This is a genomic window from Rothia nasimurium (assembly GCF_928392795.1).
Taxonomy (GTDB): Bacteria; Actinomycetota; Actinomycetes; order Actinomycetales; family Micrococcaceae; genus Rothia; species Rothia nasimurium_F.
Map to the genome: position 1 here is coordinate 267,648 of NZ_CAKMTJ010000001.1, position 15,822 is coordinate 283,469.

At 60.9% G+C, this 15,822-nt stretch carries 12 protein-coding genes; 5 read left to right on the forward strand and 7 right to left on the reverse strand.

Annotated elements, in window-relative coordinates; genetic code table 11:
• The first annotated feature begins 5 nt into the window (after positions 1-5).
• Entirely contained in the window at positions 6-2,657 is a 2,652-nt protein-coding gene (gene secA, locus L6963_RS01175; RefSeq protein ID WP_237206328.1) for a preprotein translocase subunit SecA, read from the forward strand.
• A gap of 109 nt (positions 2,658-2,766) precedes the next feature.
• Here secA and hisN read toward each other — a convergent pair whose 3' ends face one another.
• The 4 genes from hisN to L6963_RS01195 all read right to left on the reverse strand — a co-directional run bounded on the left by hisN (position 2,767) and on the right by L6963_RS01195 (position 6,711).
• Positions 2,767-3,561 carry a histidinol-phosphatase gene (gene hisN, locus L6963_RS01180; protein ID WP_423816776.1) on the reverse strand — a complete coding sequence of 265 codons (795 nt, stop codon included), beginning with the start codon at positions 3,559-3,561 and terminating at the stop codon, positions 2,767-2,769.
• An 18-nt stretch (positions 3,562-3,579) separates the two neighbouring features.
• A complete protein-coding gene (gene rsgA / locus L6963_RS01185) occupies positions 3,580-4,668 on the reverse strand; it encodes a ribosome small subunit-dependent GTPase A (RefSeq protein ID WP_237206330.1) in 1,089 nt (362 codons plus the stop codon).
• Positions 4,668-6,035, reverse strand: coding sequence for a 3-phosphoshikimate 1-carboxyvinyltransferase (gene aroA / locus L6963_RS01190; protein WP_423816775.1), 1,368 nt, complete (start codon positions 6,033-6,035; stop codon positions 4,668-4,670). The genes rsgA and aroA overlap by 1 nt, the downstream gene beginning before the upstream one ends.
• A 145-nt stretch (positions 6,036-6,180) precedes the next feature.
• The gene (locus L6963_RS01195) at positions 6,181-6,711 is read right to left on the reverse strand and encodes a DoxX family membrane protein (protein WP_237185834.1); all 531 of its coding nucleotides are present in this window, start codon (positions 6,709-6,711) and stop codon (positions 6,181-6,183) included.
• A 457-nt stretch (positions 6,712-7,168) separates the two neighbouring features.
• Between L6963_RS01195 and L6963_RS01200 the strand changes: the two genes are divergently transcribed.
• Together L6963_RS01200 and rsrA are read left to right on the forward strand one after the other, a co-directional pair.
• Complete coding sequence (locus L6963_RS01200; RefSeq protein WP_237185835.1) at positions 7,169-7,867, forward strand: sigma-70 family RNA polymerase sigma factor; 699 nt, start codon at positions 7,169-7,171, stop codon at positions 7,865-7,867.
• Positions 7,868-7,881: 14 nt separating this feature from the next.
• Complete coding sequence (gene rsrA, locus L6963_RS01205; RefSeq protein WP_237199789.1) at positions 7,882-8,160, forward strand: mycothiol system anti-sigma-R factor; 279 nt, start codon at positions 7,882-7,884, stop codon at positions 8,158-8,160.
• Between the two features lie 55 nt (positions 8,161-8,215).
• On the opposite strand, the gene L6963_RS11855 is transcribed toward rsrA, so the two are convergent.
• The 3 genes from L6963_RS11855 to L6963_RS01215 all read right to left on the reverse strand — a co-directional run bounded on the left by L6963_RS11855 (position 8,216) and on the right by L6963_RS01215 (position 12,967).
• On the reverse strand, positions 8,216-8,290 hold the full coding sequence (locus L6963_RS11855; RefSeq protein ID WP_371300742.1) for a 50S ribosomal protein bL37: 75 nt from the start codon (positions 8,288-8,290) through the stop codon (positions 8,216-8,218).
• Positions 8,291-8,448: 158 nt separating this feature from the next.
• On the reverse strand, positions 8,449-9,048 hold the full coding sequence (locus L6963_RS01210) for a GDSL-type esterase/lipase family protein (RefSeq protein WP_135011505.1): 600 nt from the start codon (positions 9,046-9,048) through the stop codon (positions 8,449-8,451).
• Between the two features lie 172 nt (positions 9,049-9,220).
• Complete coding sequence (locus tag L6963_RS01215; protein WP_237206331.1) at positions 9,221-12,967, reverse strand: multifunctional oxoglutarate decarboxylase/oxoglutarate dehydrogenase thiamine pyrophosphate-binding subunit/dihydrolipoyllysine-residue succinyltransferase subunit; 3,747 nt, start codon at positions 12,965-12,967, stop codon at positions 9,221-9,223.
• A 404-nt stretch (positions 12,968-13,371) separates the two neighbouring features.
• On the opposite strand from L6963_RS01215, the gene L6963_RS01220 reads away from it, so the two are divergent.
• Positions 13,372-14,715 carry a hemolysin family protein gene (locus tag L6963_RS01220; RefSeq protein ID WP_237204545.1) on the forward strand — a complete coding sequence of 448 codons (1,344 nt, stop codon included), beginning with the start codon at positions 13,372-13,374 and terminating at the stop codon, positions 14,713-14,715.
• Positions 14,712-15,797: a hemolysin family protein gene (locus tag L6963_RS01225; protein ID WP_237185839.1), complete on the forward strand. Its 1,086-nt coding sequence runs from the start codon at positions 14,712-14,714 to the stop codon at positions 15,795-15,797. Before L6963_RS01220 ends, L6963_RS01225 begins: the two co-directional genes overlap by 4 nt.
• The last annotated feature ends 25 nt before the right edge of the window (positions 15,798-15,822 follow it).

Here is a 15,822-nt window from a genome sequence, read left to right on the forward strand (position 1 = left end):
CTTCAGTGGCATCTCTCTTGGAAAAGCTACTCCGCAGCGGAGACCAAAAAGTCCTCAAGCAGCTGCGTGCTTACACCGATGCAGTGAACTCACTCGAAGACAGCTTTGTTGCGATGAGCGACGCAGAGCTACGCGCTGAGACCGACGCCTTCCGCAAGCGCGTTGAGGACGGCGAGTCACTGGACCTTCTGCTCCCCGAAGCTTTTGCTGTGGTCCGCGAAGCCTCTAAGCGTACCCTGGGCAAGCGTCACTACGATGTGCAGCTCATGGGCGGTGCTGCCCTGCACCTGGGCAATATTGCTGAAATGAAAACAGGTGAAGGTAAGACCCTGGTCGCTACCGCCCCTGCCTACCTCAACGCCCTCTCAGGCAAGGGCGTGCACGTGGTGACCGTGAATGACTATCTGGCTGAATACCAGGCTAACCTCATGGGCCGCGTCTTCCGTTTCCTGGGCATGGAATCTGGCGTCATCTTGGCTAACCAGACCCCCGACGTCCGCCGTAAGCAGTACCAAGCGGACATCACCTACGGAACCAACAACGAATTCGGCTTCGACTACCTGCGTGACAACATGGCCTGGACCAAAGAGGAACAGGTGCAGCGCGGGCACAACTTTGCCATCGTCGATGAGGTCGACTCTATTCTGATTGACGAAGCCCGTACCCCGCTGATTATCTCTGGCCCCGCCATGGGCGAAGCCAACCGCTGGTACGGCGAATTCGCCCGTATCGCCCGCACCCTGGTAGCCGGTGAAGACTACGAAGTCGATGAAAAGAAGCGCACCGTGGGTGTGCTCGAATCGGGTATCGATAAGGTTGAAGACCACCTGGGTATCGATAACCTCTACGAGTCACAGAACACCCCCCTGATTGGCTTCCTCAACAACGCTATTAAGGCCAAGGAACTCTTCAAGGGCAACAAGGACTACGTCGTGATGAACGGCGAAGTCATGATTGTCGATGAGCACACCGGCCGTATTCTGGCGGGCCGCCGCTACAATGACGGCATCCACCAGGCTATTGAGGCCAAGGAAGAGGTCGAGGTCAAGCCTGAAAACCAGACCATGGCGACCGTGACCCTGCAGAACTACTTCCGCATGTACGACAAGCTCTCGGGCATGACCGGTACCGCTGAGACCGAGGCTGCCGAGTTCATGAACACCTACGAGCTGGGCGTCGTGCCGATTCCGACCAACAAGGAAAAGAAGCGCATCGACCAGCCCGATAAGGTCTACAAGAACGAGATCGCCAAGTTCAACGCGGTGGTCAAAGATATCGAAGAGCGCCACGCTACCGGCCAGCCCGTGCTGGTAGGTACCACCAGCGTCGAGAAGTCTGAGTACCTGTCTAAGCTGCTGGTTAAGGCCGGTATTCGACACGAGGTGCTCAACGCGAAGAACAATGCCCGTGAGGCTGCCATCGTGGCCCAGGCTGGCCGCAAGGGTGCCGTCACCGTGGCAACCAATATGGCAGGCCGCGGTACCGACATTATGCTCGGCGGCAACCCCGAGTTCGAGGCCGTTGAGACCATGAAGACCCTGGGTCTTGACCCCAATGAGAAGCCCGAAGAGTACGAGGCTAAGTGGCCCGAGGTACTCGCTGCGGCAGAGCAGGCCTCTGCTGCTGAGCACGAAGAGGTCAAAGAACTGGGTGGCCTCTACGTGCTGGGTACCGAGCGACACGAATCCCGCCGCATTGATAACCAGCTGCGCGGACGTTCGGGCCGCCAGGGCGACCCCGGCGAGTCCCGTTTCTACCTGTCACTGTCTGACGACCTGATGCGCCTCTTCAACGGCCAGGCAGCTGCCCGCCTGATGGCCGGTGCCCCCGACGATACCGCCCTGGAAGCTAAGATTGTTTCCCGCGTGATCGCCAACGCCCAGGGCCAGGTTGAAGCCCGCAACGCTGAGCAGCGCAAGAACGTGCTCAAGTATGACGATGTGCTCAACCGCCAGCGCGAGGCCATGTACAAGGACCGCGCCCAGATTCTGGCAGGCGATGACCTCAAGGAACAGATTGCCAAGTTCCGCACCGAGGTCATTACCTCAGCAATCGATGCCCAGGTAGGCGAAGGTCACGCCGAGGACTGGGACTTTGAGAAGCTCTGGGAGAACCTGCGCACCATCTTCCCGGTTACCATTACCCCCGAAGATCTGGCTGAAGAAGCGGGCGACAAGACCAAGGTCACCCGCGACCAGATCGTCAAGGAAGTGCTGGCCGACGCTGAGATGCAGTACGGCGAGCGTGAAGAGTCCGTGGGTGAGGACGCCATGCGCGAGATTGAGCGCCGCGTGGTGCTCTCGGTCATCGGTAAGCGCTGGCCCGAGCACCTCTACGAGATGGACTACCTCAAGGAAGGTATCGGCCTGCGTGCTATGGCCCAGCGTGACCCCCTGGTGGAATACCAGCGTGAGGGTTATGCCCTCTACCAGAGCATGATGGGCGGTATTCGTGAGGAGACCGTGTCGATGCTCTACAGCGTGGACCTGTCGAAGCAGCGTACCCAGCAGTCGAAGATTCAGCTGAAGATTCCCGCGCAGCCTAAGTTCCTGCAGTACTCAGCTCCCTCTGAGTCCGGTAAGACCGAGGTGCATACTGAGGCCGTGAACGACCGCAGCAACGAGCAGATTTCGATTCTGAACCAGCGCAAGAAGTAGTTCAGCACAAGAAATCGCTCAGACCAAAGGCCCCGAATCCTTGATGTAGGATTCGGGGCCTTTGCTGTCACTAGAGGTTTTGCCCGGTGTGCCTTGGGGCGCTCTAGCTTTAGAGGGTCTTATCGGTTCCCAGGTAGGAAAGGACGGCCTCGTGCAGGTGGCCGTTGGTGGCTAGGGCGTTGCTGCCGTGGGGGCCGTCCGCCCCAGCCAGGGAGGTGAAGCGTCCGCCTGCTTCGGTCACGATGGGAACCAGGGCGGCCATATCGTAAAGGCCGAGTTCGGGCTCGGCAGCGGCGTCGACGACGCCCTCTGCCACCATCATGTAGGACCAGAAATCGCCGTAGGCTCGGGTGCGCCAGACGGTGTCGGTCAGGTCGATGAAGTTATCGCGCAGGCCCAAATCGCGCCAGCCGGTGAGGGAGGAGTAGGAGAGGGACGCGTCCTCGAGCTGGGCGACAGAGGAGACCGAGATGCGGGTAGCCTTGGCGAGGGAGCGGCCGGTGTAGGCGCCGGTGCCTTCGGCTGCCCACCAGCGGCGCTGGAGGGCAGGGGCCGAGACGACGCCGACGACGGGCTTGCCGTGGTCGAGCAGGGCGATGAGGGTAGCCCAGACGGGCACTCCGCGCACGAAGTTCTTGGTGCCGTCGATGGGGTCGATGACCCACTGGCGGGGGAAAGACCCGGTTTCCCCGAATTCTTCACCCAGCACTGAGTCACGGGTGCGGACGCGGGAGAGCTGGGAACGGATGAGCTGCTCGGCTTCGCGGTCGGCGTCGGTGACGGGGGTGAGGTCGGGTTTTGTGTCGACGGCGAAATCGTGGGAGGTGAACTTGGCCAGGGTGAGGCGGTCTACCGCATCAGCCATGATGTGGGCCAGGCGCAGGTCGTCGGTGTAGTTAGTCATGGTCATTTGCCTTGGGGTTTAGAGGTCTACGACGCCGAGTTCTTTCTCGGTGTCGCCGGTTTCTTCATCGACGCGCAGGAGCTTGCGCAGGGAGTCCAGGCGTTCGGAGCCTGCCGGGCCTGCTTGGCCTGCTTCTACGTAGGCTGACAGCCCGCAGTCGGGGGCGGACGCCGAGTGGGTACAGCCCTTAGGGCAGTTGGCTGAGCCCGGGGCAAGGTCGGTGAAGGAGGCGACCAGGGTGTCGGGTTCGACGTGGGCTAGACCGAAGGAACGGATACCGGGGGTGTCGATAATCCAGGTGCCGGGGGCTGACTTCTGGGGCTGGAGGGCCAGGGCTGAGGACGAGGTGTGGCGGCCGCGCCCGGTCACGGCATTCACATGCCCCGTGGCGCGTTCTGCCCCGGTCAGGGCGTTGACCAGGGTTGATTTGCCCACACCGGAGTGGCCCAGGAGCACAGAGACCGAGCCATCGAGATACTCAGAAAGCTGCTCAACCAGGGTGGTGTCGAGCCCCTCGGAGCCTTCCTCGCTGGGAGCGCGGCCGTCCTTGGACTTAGACAGCAGGATGGTGAGCTCAACGTCCCGGTAGTAGTCCAGCAACCATTGCGGGTGTTTGAGGTCGGTCTTGGTGATGCAGAGAATGGGGGTGAGCCCTGCGTCGAAGGCGGCTGCTAGGGACCGGTCGATAAAGCCGGTGCGGGGCTCGGGGTTTTCTGCGGCGACCACGATCACCAGGTTGTCGGCGTTGGCAACGACGACACGCTCGACGGGGTCAGTATCGTCGGCGCTGCGGCGTAGCAGGTTGGTGCGCTCTTCAATCCGGACGAGGCGGGCTAGAGTATCGGGCTTGCCGCTGGTATCACCCACGAGGGCAACCTTGTCGCCCACCACGATGGGGGAGCGGCGCAGCTCGCGGGCGCGTACGGCGGTGACAACCCGTTCGCTGCTCTTGCCCTCATCGAGGATGGCGGTGTAGCGGCCCCTGTCTACGGTGATGATGCGGCCGATTTCGGCGTCCTTGTGGGCAGGGCGGTCCTTGGTGCGGGGGCGAGAGCCCTTCTTGTTGGGGCGGACGCGCACATCGCTTTCATCCCAGGATCGGCGCATTAGGCGGCACCTGCCTGCCACTGGTCCAGCATGTTCTGCCACAGCCCAGTGAAGTTGGGCAGGGTCTTGGAGGTGGTCTCGACGTTCTCAACCACGATGCCCGGTACCACCAGCCCCATCACGGCAGCGGCGGTTGCCATGCGGTGGTCGGCATAGGTATGCATGAGGGCCCCGTGAGCTACGGGGGCGGTGACGCGAATACCGTCCGCAGTTTCTTCGGCTGAACCGCCCAGGCGGTTAATCTCGGCGGTCAGGGCGGCAAGCCGGTCGGTTTCATGGCCGCGCAGGTGGGCGATACCGGAAAGGACGCTGGTCGCCGGCGAGAGAGCGATGAGGGCAGCAACGGTGGGGGCTAGCTCACCGGCCTCGGCTAAATCGAGCTGAACACCGGGCAGGCCGGACGCCACGCCGCCGGCAGGGCCGGTGACGGTCAGGTTCCCGTCGGTTAGCTCTACCCGGGCCCCAAAGAGGGGCAGAATCTTCCGCCAGTGGTCCCCACCCTGGGTAGTGGACTCAGGCCAGCGCGGAACCGTTACCGAGGCCCCGGTGGCTACCGCAGCAACCAGGAAGGGCCCAGCATTCGACAGGTCGGGCTCAACGGTGACTTCAAAGCCGGGGAAGCCACCGGGGGCAACTGTCCAGGTATCGGTGCCGTTGAAGTCGACGCTAATACCGAGCTCACGCATAGTCTCAACGGTCATCTCAATGTGGGGCATCGAAGGGACCGGGCCACCCTCGTGCCGCAGTACCAGACCCCGCTCAAAACGGCAGGCAGCCAGCAGTAGGGCAGAGACAAACTGGGAAGAACCCGAAGCGTCAATGGTCAGCTCGGGCACCTGCACCGAACCGGCAGAAACGACCGTGAAGGGCAGGGAGCCACGACCGGCGTCCTCAACCTCAACCCCCAGGCCCCGCAGGGCCTCAATCACAGGCAGCATGGGGCGAACCCGCGCATGCTCATCGCCATCGAAATGGAAAGTACCGGGCAGCAGGGCAGCTACCGGGGGCACAAAACGCATCACAGTACCCGCCAATCCCACATCAATGGAGCCCTCACGGGCAACGGTCGCAGAAAAATCTAGGGGAGTCACCCGCAGGTCAGGGCCAAAGGCACTACCGGTTTCAATCTCTTCAAAACGGGCACCCAGAGCAGTCAACGCAGCCACCATCAGCTGCGAATCGCGCGAATGCAGGGGAGCATGAATCACCGAGGGGCTATCGGCTAAAGCCGCCAGCAGCAGGTAACGATTGGTGAGCGACTTAGACCCGGGAATCTCCACCCGGGCATGGGCACCGCCGGGCACCGTAACGGTGGGCGCTAGCCAGTCTCCAACGGCAACTAGGGGCTGCTTGGTCGCATCAACCACAAATAAAACCTACTTCGGAATCAGTTATTACGGCGTACTCCCTCCCTATTTTAGGTGGGCGGGGCAGCAAACAAGAAAACCCCGCACCGAAATAGCGCGGGGTTTATCGAAAGTTCACGGGGTCTTACACCCGGTAGGGGCCAGCTTAGGCGAAGAGGTCCTCAACCTTTTTCTGGGCGTCAGAAGCGGCGTCCTGAACATCGGATGCCAGCTGGTGGGACTTCTTAGCTACCTGATCACCCAGCTTGGAAGCTCGCCAGGCCAGTGAGGGGTTACCGTCGGTATCAACAGCTGAGATAGCAATAGCGCCCAACAGGGAGCCATTGAGCACAGCAGCATTGCGGCGGGCAGTCTTCTCTTCCTTAGTCTCAGCCTCGGTAGCGCGGTACTCAACGTAAGAGTTAATAGCACCGGTAGCCAGCAGGACGCTCGCAGAAAGACGAGGCAGCTTACCCAGGGCAAAGAGGGCACCGGCAGCTACCTGAGAGCCAGCCAAAGCCTGACCCACCAGCTTCTCCTGGCCGCGCAGCACAGAAAGCTGAGGGGCAGAAGTAGCAGCTAGGTTAACCACCTTAGCCAGGTGCTTGGACGATTCGGGGTCACGCAGACGGTCAACACCCGAGATAATAAAGCTTGAAGCCAGCAGAGGGCGAGCAAAACGGCGAACCAAAGACATGAGTTCCTCCTTCACGGGGTGCGAGGCCCCTTTGCGGTGTATCACAGATACCTAACACTACTAAGCATACATATAGACCGGCGGGTTCAGCCACTTTATTGCACCACTAGCGCAAAATTACTCTGGTGCTGGGGAATAAACTCGCCTCTCTGTCGTTACACATGACGAGATTTGTTCAAGGTTTCGCAGGCTCACGCTGGATGGAGCCCAGCAGATTCCGAGCGCGCGAGGAAACAAATCTGCGGGCGCAATAGGCGCAAGCCTGACCCTCACGCCCCGCCTAACGGCGGATTCCGTTCGCTCTTGTGTGCTCGCGCGCTCGCACCCGCTCACTTCATCGAGCCAACAGCTTCGCTGTGAGCCTGTTCAACCAGTACAGGCTTCGTTGTACTCGGCGCGTAGCTGCGTCCATTGGCAGGTACAGTAAGACAAAAGACCACAGCACACCTGGAGGGAAATGACAGCCACGCCCCCGGCCCCCAGCACTGAACCTGCGCCGACCACCGACGTCCTCGCCCCCGAAGGCAACGAACCCGATGTGCGCTCCCGCGAAACCGACGCCGAGCGCAAAGCCCGTTTCGAACGAGAAGCCCTACTATACGTAGACCAGCTCTACGCCGCCGCCCTGCGCATGGCCCGCAACCCGCAGGACGCCGAAGACCTCGTCCAAGAGGCCTACATGAAAGCCTTCTCCGCCTTCCACCAGTACAAGCCCGGAACCAACCTCAAAGCCTGGCTCTACCGGATCCTCACCAACACCTACATCAACGTCTACCGCAAACGCCAACGCGAGCCCTACCAGGCCAACACCGACACCGTCGAAGACTGGCAGCTAGCCCAGGCTGGAGCTCACGACTCCAAGGGCCTACCCTCTGCGGAAAACGAAGCCCTTGCCCACCTGCCCGACAGCGACATCAAAGAGGCCCTGCAGTCCATCCCCGAAGACTTCCGCATGGCCGTCTACTACTCCGATGTCGAAGGGTTCTCCTACAAAGAGATTTCCGAAATCATGGACACCCCCATCGGCACCGTCATGTCCCGCCTGCACCGCGGCCGCAAACTGCTCAGAGACAAACTCACCGACTACGCCGCCGAGCGCGGCATCAAAACCACGACCACCGGCAAAGCCGGCGCCCGCCAAACCGCTAGGGCCTAAGAAAGGAGCCACCAATGACCGCCGTACACAATTCGAGCCCTTCTACCCCCTGCGAAGAGCGCCTGGCCAAAATCTACACCTACATTGACGACCCGCTCAGCTGCCAGGACCTCGAAGAACTCCAAGCCCACCTGGCCGAATGTGAAACCTGCGCCAAGGAATACGACCTAGAGTGCATCATCCGCCAAGCAGTGCGCCGCACCTGCAAGGAAACCGCCCCCGTCGACCTCAAAAGCCGTATCCGTGCCTGCATCGACGACATCCATACCGGAGGGCACCCGGCAGCTAATTAGCCAATAACAAAGGGCCCCTGCTCGCTTCTGCGAGTAGGGGCCCTTGTCGATTGCCTTATGAGTTGGGGCGCTTACCGTGGTTAGCGCTACCCTTACGGCGATCCTTACGCTTGCGACCGCGCTTGCTCATGAGAGCCTCCTTGATCAAGGTGGAGTGCCCGTCAGGATAACGGAGCACAAATGGTCGATAGCACCTTAGAATAGGCACTTCTCACTATTTTCGCATACCTTGGCTAGCTTTGCACACCCCGGGTTTGTCACAGGGGCAGGCACCTGCCAGAGACTTCCTTAAACGGGCTCTGAAATCTGAAGCCAGTTGTACCAGCCGCGGTGCAGGACCAGCCAGGCAATCAGGCCGTAGCCAGACTGGCCGGGGCGGCCGTCATTCGCTGCCAGGTCATTGCGCCACTGCTCATGGTGCAGCAGGGGGTTGAAGGTATCAACGTAGACGTGGTTACGGCGGGTCACCACATCGGCGTAGGCTGCCGACAGATCGGCAATCTTGCGGTTACGCTCAGCATCGAGAGTGGGCGGGGGGCCAACAACCAGAACCTTCACGTTGTTCTGGGAGGCCATATCAACCATATTCGCCAGGTTCAGGCGGGAGCGGGCACTGGTGAGGCCCAGGTCGATGTCGAAGGTCGAGGGGGCAATGACCAGGCGATTTTCGTGGCCCTGGGCAAAGCGGCGGCTGGCTTCTTCAAACCAGCGAGCGTTGAGCTGTTCACTGCCTTCTCCGGGAGCTGCTAGGTTATAGGCCGAGATGGAGGCAGAGGTCTGGGGCGTGCGTGCCATGACGCGCCCGAACCACCCGAGGGTGCGGGGGTCCCCGACGCCTGCGAGCAGATCATCGCCAACGGCTACAAGTCGAATTTTTCGCTGATCCACGTGTTTCTTTCTACAAGGTTGAGGGCTAGGTAGCCCCGCAACGTTGGTCTCGTTCGTTCTGTACCAGTCTAAACCCTGGAGCCCGCCAGCGCACGGTGGGCGCACCGCAAACGGGCAGTGCCCGGGTCTTGAAGATCAAGACCCGGGCACAAGAGCTGGGCAAAGCCCTAGCCTAGCGGTCGAATACCTCGGAGATGAGGTTATCGAGCTCGCGCTGGTGACGTTTACCGGTACCGGCTGCGGGGGAAGCAGCTGCCGGGCGGGAAATCAGCTTCATACGGTAGTCAATCTGGGGGAGCAGGTTGACCGCCATGAAGGGCCACTGGCCCTGGTTGGCAGGTTCGTCCTGGGCCCAGACCAGTTCCGCATTGGGGTAGGCAGCAATCTGCTCCTTGATCTCTGCGGACGGCAGGGGGTAGAGCTGCTCGACTCGCACAATTGCGGTGCTCTTGTCGCCGCGCTTGGTGCGCTCTGCTTCCAGGTCGTAGTAGAGACGGCCCGAGACGAAGACCAGGCGGGTCACGTCAGCGGGGTTCAGGTTACCCTGGTCCTCGATGACGGGCTTGAAGCTACCGCTGGTGAAGTCTTCAACCGATGAGGCAGCAGCCTTGAGGCGCAGCAGCTGCTTGGGGGTGATAACGATCAGCGGCTTGTGCGGGCGGGAGTGGGCCTGGCGGCGCAGCAGGTGGAAGTGGTTAGCCGGGGTCGAGGGAACAGCAACGGTCATGTTGTTCTCGGCGCACAGCTGCAGGTAACGCTCCATACGGGCTGATGAGTGGTCAGGGCCCTGACCCTCAAAACCGTGGGGGAGCAGCAGCACCAGTGAGGAACGCTGGGCCCACTTCTGCTCTGCTGACGAGATGAACTCATCAACGATGGTCTGGGCGCCGTTGGCGAAGTCGCCGAACTGGGCCTCCCAGAGCACCAGGGAGTCCGGGCGCTCTACGGAGTAGCCGTACTCGAAGCCCATGACGCCGTACTCGGAGAGCAGGGAGTTGTAGATGGAGTACTTACCCTGGGTTTCTGAGAGGTTAGCCAGGGGGTTCCACTCTTCGTCGGTCAGAGAGTCGTGGAGCACGGAGTGGCGCTGGACGAAGGTGCCGCGCTGGACGTCCTGACCGGTCAGGCGCACATCGCGGCCTTCCAGCAGGAGGGAGGCGAAGGCAGCAAGCTCGCCGAAGCCCCAGTTGATGTTGCCCTCGGTTGACATCTTGACGCGCTGTTCAAGCAGCTTCTTGAGCTTCTTGTGCACGGTGAAACCCTCGGGAATTTTGCCGAAGGCCTGGCCAATCTGAGCCAGGGTCTCAGCAGAGATAGCGGTCTCGCCGGCAACGTGAACGGAATCCTCATTCTGCTGTGCAGCAGGGCGCTCGATGTTAGAAACAGCGGCAGCATCTGCGGTGACTAGGGGAGCGGAGGACGACTGGGCCTCGTGGGTCTCGGTGAAAATCTGCTCCAGGCGGGACTGGTAGTCCTTCAGAGCACGCTCGGCCTCGTCCTGGGAGATGTCGCCGCGGCCGACCAGGGCTTCGGTGTAAATCTTGCGGGTTGAGGGCAGTTCCTCAATCTGCTGGTACATCTTGGGCTGGGTCATCGAGGGATCGTCTGCTTCGTTGTGACCGCGGCGGCGGTAGCAGACCAGGTCAATGACGACGTCCTTGTTGAAGGCCTGGCGGTAGGCGAAGGCGATGGAGCCTGCGCGGACGACGGCCTCGGGATCATCGGCATTCACGTGCAGCACGGGAGCTTGAATCATGCGGGCGATGTCAGTGGAGTAGGTTGCGGTGCGACCATCGCGCGGGGTGGTGGTGAAGCCCACCTGGTTGTTGACCACGATGTGTACGGTACCGCCGGTGGTGTAGCCCTCAAGCTTGGACATCTGCAGGGTTTCTAGCACGATGCCCTGGCCAGCGAAGGCTGCGTCGCCGTGAACCAGGATCGGCAGTACGGGGTAGTTGCCGATGCCCTGTTCAGCCAGGGTGTCCTGCTTAGCGCGGACGATACCCTCAAGCACGGTGTTGACGGCTTCCAGATGGGAGGGGTTAGCGGCCAGGTAGACCTGGGTCTGGTTGCCGTTGTGGGAGGTAAAGACTCCCTCTGTGCCCAGGTGGTACTTGACGTCGCCGGAGCCACCGGTCAGGCGGGGATCCATCTGACCCTCGAACTCACGGAAGATCTGGGCGTAGGACTTACCTGCAATATTGGTCAGCACGTTGAGACGACCGCGGTGGGCCATACCGATACCGACCCCATTCAGGCCAGCGTCTGCTGCTTCAGAAATCACCGAGTCAAGCAGAGGAATCAGGGATTCGCCGCCCTCCAGCGAGAAGCGCTTCTGACCCAGATACTTGGTCTGCAGGAAGGTTTCGAAAGCTTCAGCGGCGTTCAGGGTGCCCAGCACACGGAACTGCTCGTCACGGGAGGGCTTGGTGTAGCCGTGCTCCAAACGATCCTGGAACCACTGGCGCTCTTCGGGATTCTCGATGTGCATGTACTCGACACCCAGGGTGCGGGTGTAGGCCTCGCGCAAAAGCTCAAGAATGGTGCGCAGGGGCAGGGATTCTTTTTCGCCAAAACCGCCGGTGGGCCAGTAACGGTCAAGGTCCCAGAGGGTCAAGCCGTAGTTTTCCAGGCGTAGATCGGGGTGGGAGAGCATCTGGTAGCCGATGGGGTTGGTCTGGGCTACTAGGTGGCCGCGTACACGGAAGGCGTGAATGAGCTGCTGGATACGGGCAACCTTGGAAATTTCGGCTTCGGGGTTGACCTGGTTGTCGCGGGCCCAACGGACGGGCTCAAAGGGGATGCGCAGGTCTTCGAAGATCTGGTCGTAGAAGCCATCGCCACCGAGCAGGTAGTGCTCCACAATCTTGAGGAACTCGCCGGAGCCTGCGCCCTGGATAACTCGGTGATCGTAGGTCGAGGTCAGGGTCAGAATCTTGGAGACGCCGTTGCGGGCGATGACCTTTTCTGAGGTGCCGCGGTACTCGGCAGGGTAATCCAGGGCGCCGGCGCCGATAATGGCCGCCTGGCCCTTAGAGAGACGGGGGACGGAGTGGACGGTGCCAATACCGCCGGGATTGGTGAGCGATACGGTGGTGCCGGCGAAGTCTTCAACGCCGAGCTTGCCCTCGCGTCCGCGCTTGACGATGTCGTTGTAGGCTTCCCAGAACTCTGAGAAGGAAAGCTTCTCTGCGCCCTTGATGTTGGGCACAACCAGGTTGCGAGAACCATCGGGGCGGGGTAGGTCAATGGCCAGGCCAAAGTTGACGTGGGCGTGCTGGATAGCGGCGGGCTTGCCCTTGGCGTCCTCACCGTAGCTGACGTTCATGGAGGGGAAAGCAGCAAGGGCACGGATAATGGCGTAGCCGATGATATGGGTGAAGGAGACCTTGCCGCCTCGGGTGCGTGCCAGGTAGCTGTTGATCTCGGTGCGGTTATCGATCAGCAACTTGGCGGGAATGGCGCGGACGGTGGTTGCAGTGGGTACGCTCAGTGACTCATCCATGTTGGTGGCAACCGCCTTGGCGGGGCCGCGCAGGGTGACAATCTGGTCTTCTTGGGGAGCGTCGCTCACGGGTTCTTCCTTCGGGGTAGCGGGCTTGGTCGCTGAGGGGTTGCTTGCCTTGGGTGCTGCCTTCGGAGCGGACTTGGGGTCAGCTTCTGGAGCAGGGGTCTTGGGGGTAGAGGGAACTGGCGCCTTGGAGGGGACTTCACTGGTCGGGGCGGACGCCGCAGCAGGCTCCTTTGCCTGCTGGGTGCTAGGTGCGCTCCCGGTTGTGCCTGCCCACTGGTCAAATAGGGGCCACCATGTCTCGTCGACTGAATTGCGGTCCTGCTCGTACTTTTCAAAGAGCTCTTCGACGAGCCACTCGTTACCCGCGAACTCTTCGGGAACCGTATGTTCTGGCTGGTTTGGCACTTCTCTTACGCCTCTTCCATCTCTTGTGATTGCTGAGTGCCAAAACCGCTTTTGGCACGAGGTGGGCGGGCATCGCACACTACGTTGGGCGCGTGATGTACCGCATATCTTTGTCTAGTTTAGAAGTGTTTTGGGGGTTCGTCCAACGCACTACTTTCTATGACATCTCACGTACGTGCTGTCCGGTATAAATGGGCTCACGTTTCGCAGGTGGTGAAAGGGGGCCCACTGAGTAAACCGCTAGAGATTCGCTAGAATTGACCACTATGGAAGACCCTTCTAGTTGCTGTGCAAGCTCGCAGCCCTCACGAGCGCCTAGGCGCATAGAACCCCTACACCAGACCACGGGCGTCCGTACCCTAGAACAGACGCACCTAGCCCAGCAGGCGGTGAGAGTCTAAACCATGGAATGGCTCCTGCTTCTCATCGGTTTTGCCCTGATTCTGGGTACCGGCTTCTTCGTGTCCGTAGAATTTTCGCTGGTAGCCCTTGATCAGTCCAAGGTCCAGCAAGAAATTGATAGGGGAGACGCCGCAGGCGAACGGGTGCTTGCCTGCCTCAAGTCCCTCTCAACCCAGCTATCAAGCTGCCAGCTGGGTATCACCATCACCACCCTGCTTACCGGTTACACCCTCGACAGCGGTATCAACGCCCTAGCCGGCGACACCATCGCGTCCTGGGGGCTGGCCCCCTCTGTGGCCTCGGCGCTCACCCTGATTTTCTCTATGGGTATTGCAACCTTGCTCTCCATGATTATCGGCGAGCTGGTGCCCAAGAACCTGGCGATTGCCGAGCCCTACCGCGTGGCCCGAACCCTGGCCCCGGCCCAGCTGCTCTTCACTAAGGTGATGGGCCCCATCGTCCGCACCGCGAACGGGTCAGCAAACTGGGTACTCCACCGCTTCGGTATGGAAGCTAAGGAAGAACTCTCGGCAGCCCGTTCACCCGAAGAGCTTTCTTCAATGGTGCGCCGCTCAGCCGACCTGGGCACCCTGGACTCCGACACCGCCCGCTTCGTCGATAAGACCCTCTCCTTCGCCGAACTCACCGCAGCCGACGTCATGACCCCGCGCCGTAAGGTCATCATGCTCGAAGATACAGCCCCTGTCAGCGACGTCATCGAGCTGGCCCGCACCACCGGCCACTCCCGCTTCCCCCTCTACCGGGAAGACCAAGACAACATCGTGGGCGTCGTGCACGTGAAGAAAGCTGTGGGCCTTCCCCTCGATAAGCGCGACACGCTGGAAGCCGGAACGCTCATGGAGGACGTGCTGCAGGTGCCCGAAACCGTGCACCTGGACTCCCTGCTCATGCAGCTGCGAGAGGGCGCCCTACAGCTTGCCGTGGTGCTCGACGAGTACGGTGGCACGGCCGGCATCACCACTCTTGAAGACCTGGTTGAAGAAATCGTGGGTGAAGTCTCCGATGAACACGACACCAACTCCTTCGACGAACGCCCCCTGCGCGTGGGCAATGGCGACTACATTTTCTCGGGCCTGCTCCGCCCCGACGAGGTCAAGGACTACATCGGCACCCTCGATGTGGATGATGACCCCGCCTACGAAACCATGGGCGGCTTCATGATGGACCACCTGGGCCGAGTTCCCGAAACCGGCGACGTGGTGCCCGTTGAGGGCGGACGCCTGCGCGTAGAAAAGATGGAACAGCGCCGGGTTGACCGCATCCGCTTTATTCCCGAAGCCCTCACCACAGATGACCTCGCCGCTCGAAAGGAGGGGGCCCGATGAACGACTGGGTAGCTATCGCCCTGCTCTTTGTGCTCCTTGCCGGTAATGCCTTTTTCGTGGCCGGTGAGTTCGCCATTATGTCGACCCGCCGCTCCCAGATTGAGCCGCTGGCTGAGACCGGTAATAAGCGCGCGGTCACCGTACTTTATGCGCTGGAGAACGTCTCGCTCATGCTGGCTACCTGCCAGCTGGGTATTACCGTCTGCTCCCTGCTGATTCTGAATGTTTCAGAGCCCGCCCTGCACCACCTGGTGTCTGCACCCCTGGAAAGCTGGGGCATCCCTTACGAGGTGGCTAGCGCTGTAGGCTTTGCATTCGCGCTGATCCTGGTGACCTACCTGCACGTTATCTTCGGTGAGATGGTGCCCAAGAATATGGCGGTATCGCTGGCTGCCCAGGGCGTTGCCCTGTGGATTGCCCCGCCCCTGGTCACGGTCTCGCGGGTGCTCAAGCCCCTGGTGGGCTTCCTCAACTGGATTGCCGACCATACCCTGCGCCTGATGAAGGTGGAACCTAAGGCTGAGGTGGCCTCAACCTTCACCCTTGATGAGCTTCAAAGCATTGTGGCTCAATCAACCGCAGAGGGAACCGTGGACGATGGCTCCGGCGTGCTGTCTGGCGCCCTGGAGTTCAGCTCGAAGACCGTTGCTGAGATTATGGTGCCCGGTGACCAGCTGGTTACCATGAACTTCCCCTGTACGCCCGCTGAGCTGGAAAAGGCTGTTGCCCACACCGGCTACTCCCGCTTCGTGATGAAGGACGAGCAAGACGGCACCTACATGGGCTACCTGCACATCAAGGACGCCCTGGTCTACGAGGCTGATCGCATGGACCAGCCCATTGCCTGGTCTAAGCTACGTCAGATGTCGATCGTCAAGCCCGAAACCGAAATCGATGAGGCTCTTGCCACCATGCAGCGAAACCGGGCCCACCTCTCCCACGTGGTTGACGCCCAAGGGCAGAGTGTTGGCGTGCTCTTCTTGGAAGACATCCTCGAAGAACTGGTCGGTGAAATTAAGGACACCACCCAGGAGCACGTACGCCGCCGCGAGGAGGCCGCTTCAAAGCACAGCGCCGACTAGTTTCCTCTAGCTAGCTACCGGTTTC

Coding starts and splice junctions, on each gene's coding strand:
- L6963_RS01200 (WP_237185835.1), top strand. CDS start 7,169: ATGACAGCCACGCCCCCGGCCCCCAGCACTGAACCTGCGCCGACCACC.
- L6963_RS01195 (WP_237185834.1), bottom strand. CDS start 6,711: ATGTCTTTGGTTCGCCGTTTTGCTCGCCCTCTGCTGGCTTCAAGCTTT.
- hisN (WP_423816776.1), bottom strand. CDS start 3,561: ATGACTAACTACACCGACGACCTGCGCCTGGCCCACATCATGGCTGAT.
- L6963_RS01220 (WP_237204545.1), top strand. CDS start 13,372: ATGGAATGGCTCCTGCTTCTCATCGGTTTTGCCCTGATTCTGGGTACC.
- rsrA (WP_237199789.1), top strand. CDS start 7,882: ATGACCGCCGTACACAATTCGAGCCCTTCTACCCCCTGCGAAGAGCGC.
- L6963_RS01225 (WP_237185839.1), top strand. CDS start 14,712: ATGAACGACTGGGTAGCTATCGCCCTGCTCTTTGTGCTCCTTGCCGGT.
- rsgA (WP_237206330.1), bottom strand. CDS start 4,668: ATGCGCCGATCCTGGGATGAAAGCGATGTGCGCGTCCGCCCCAACAAG.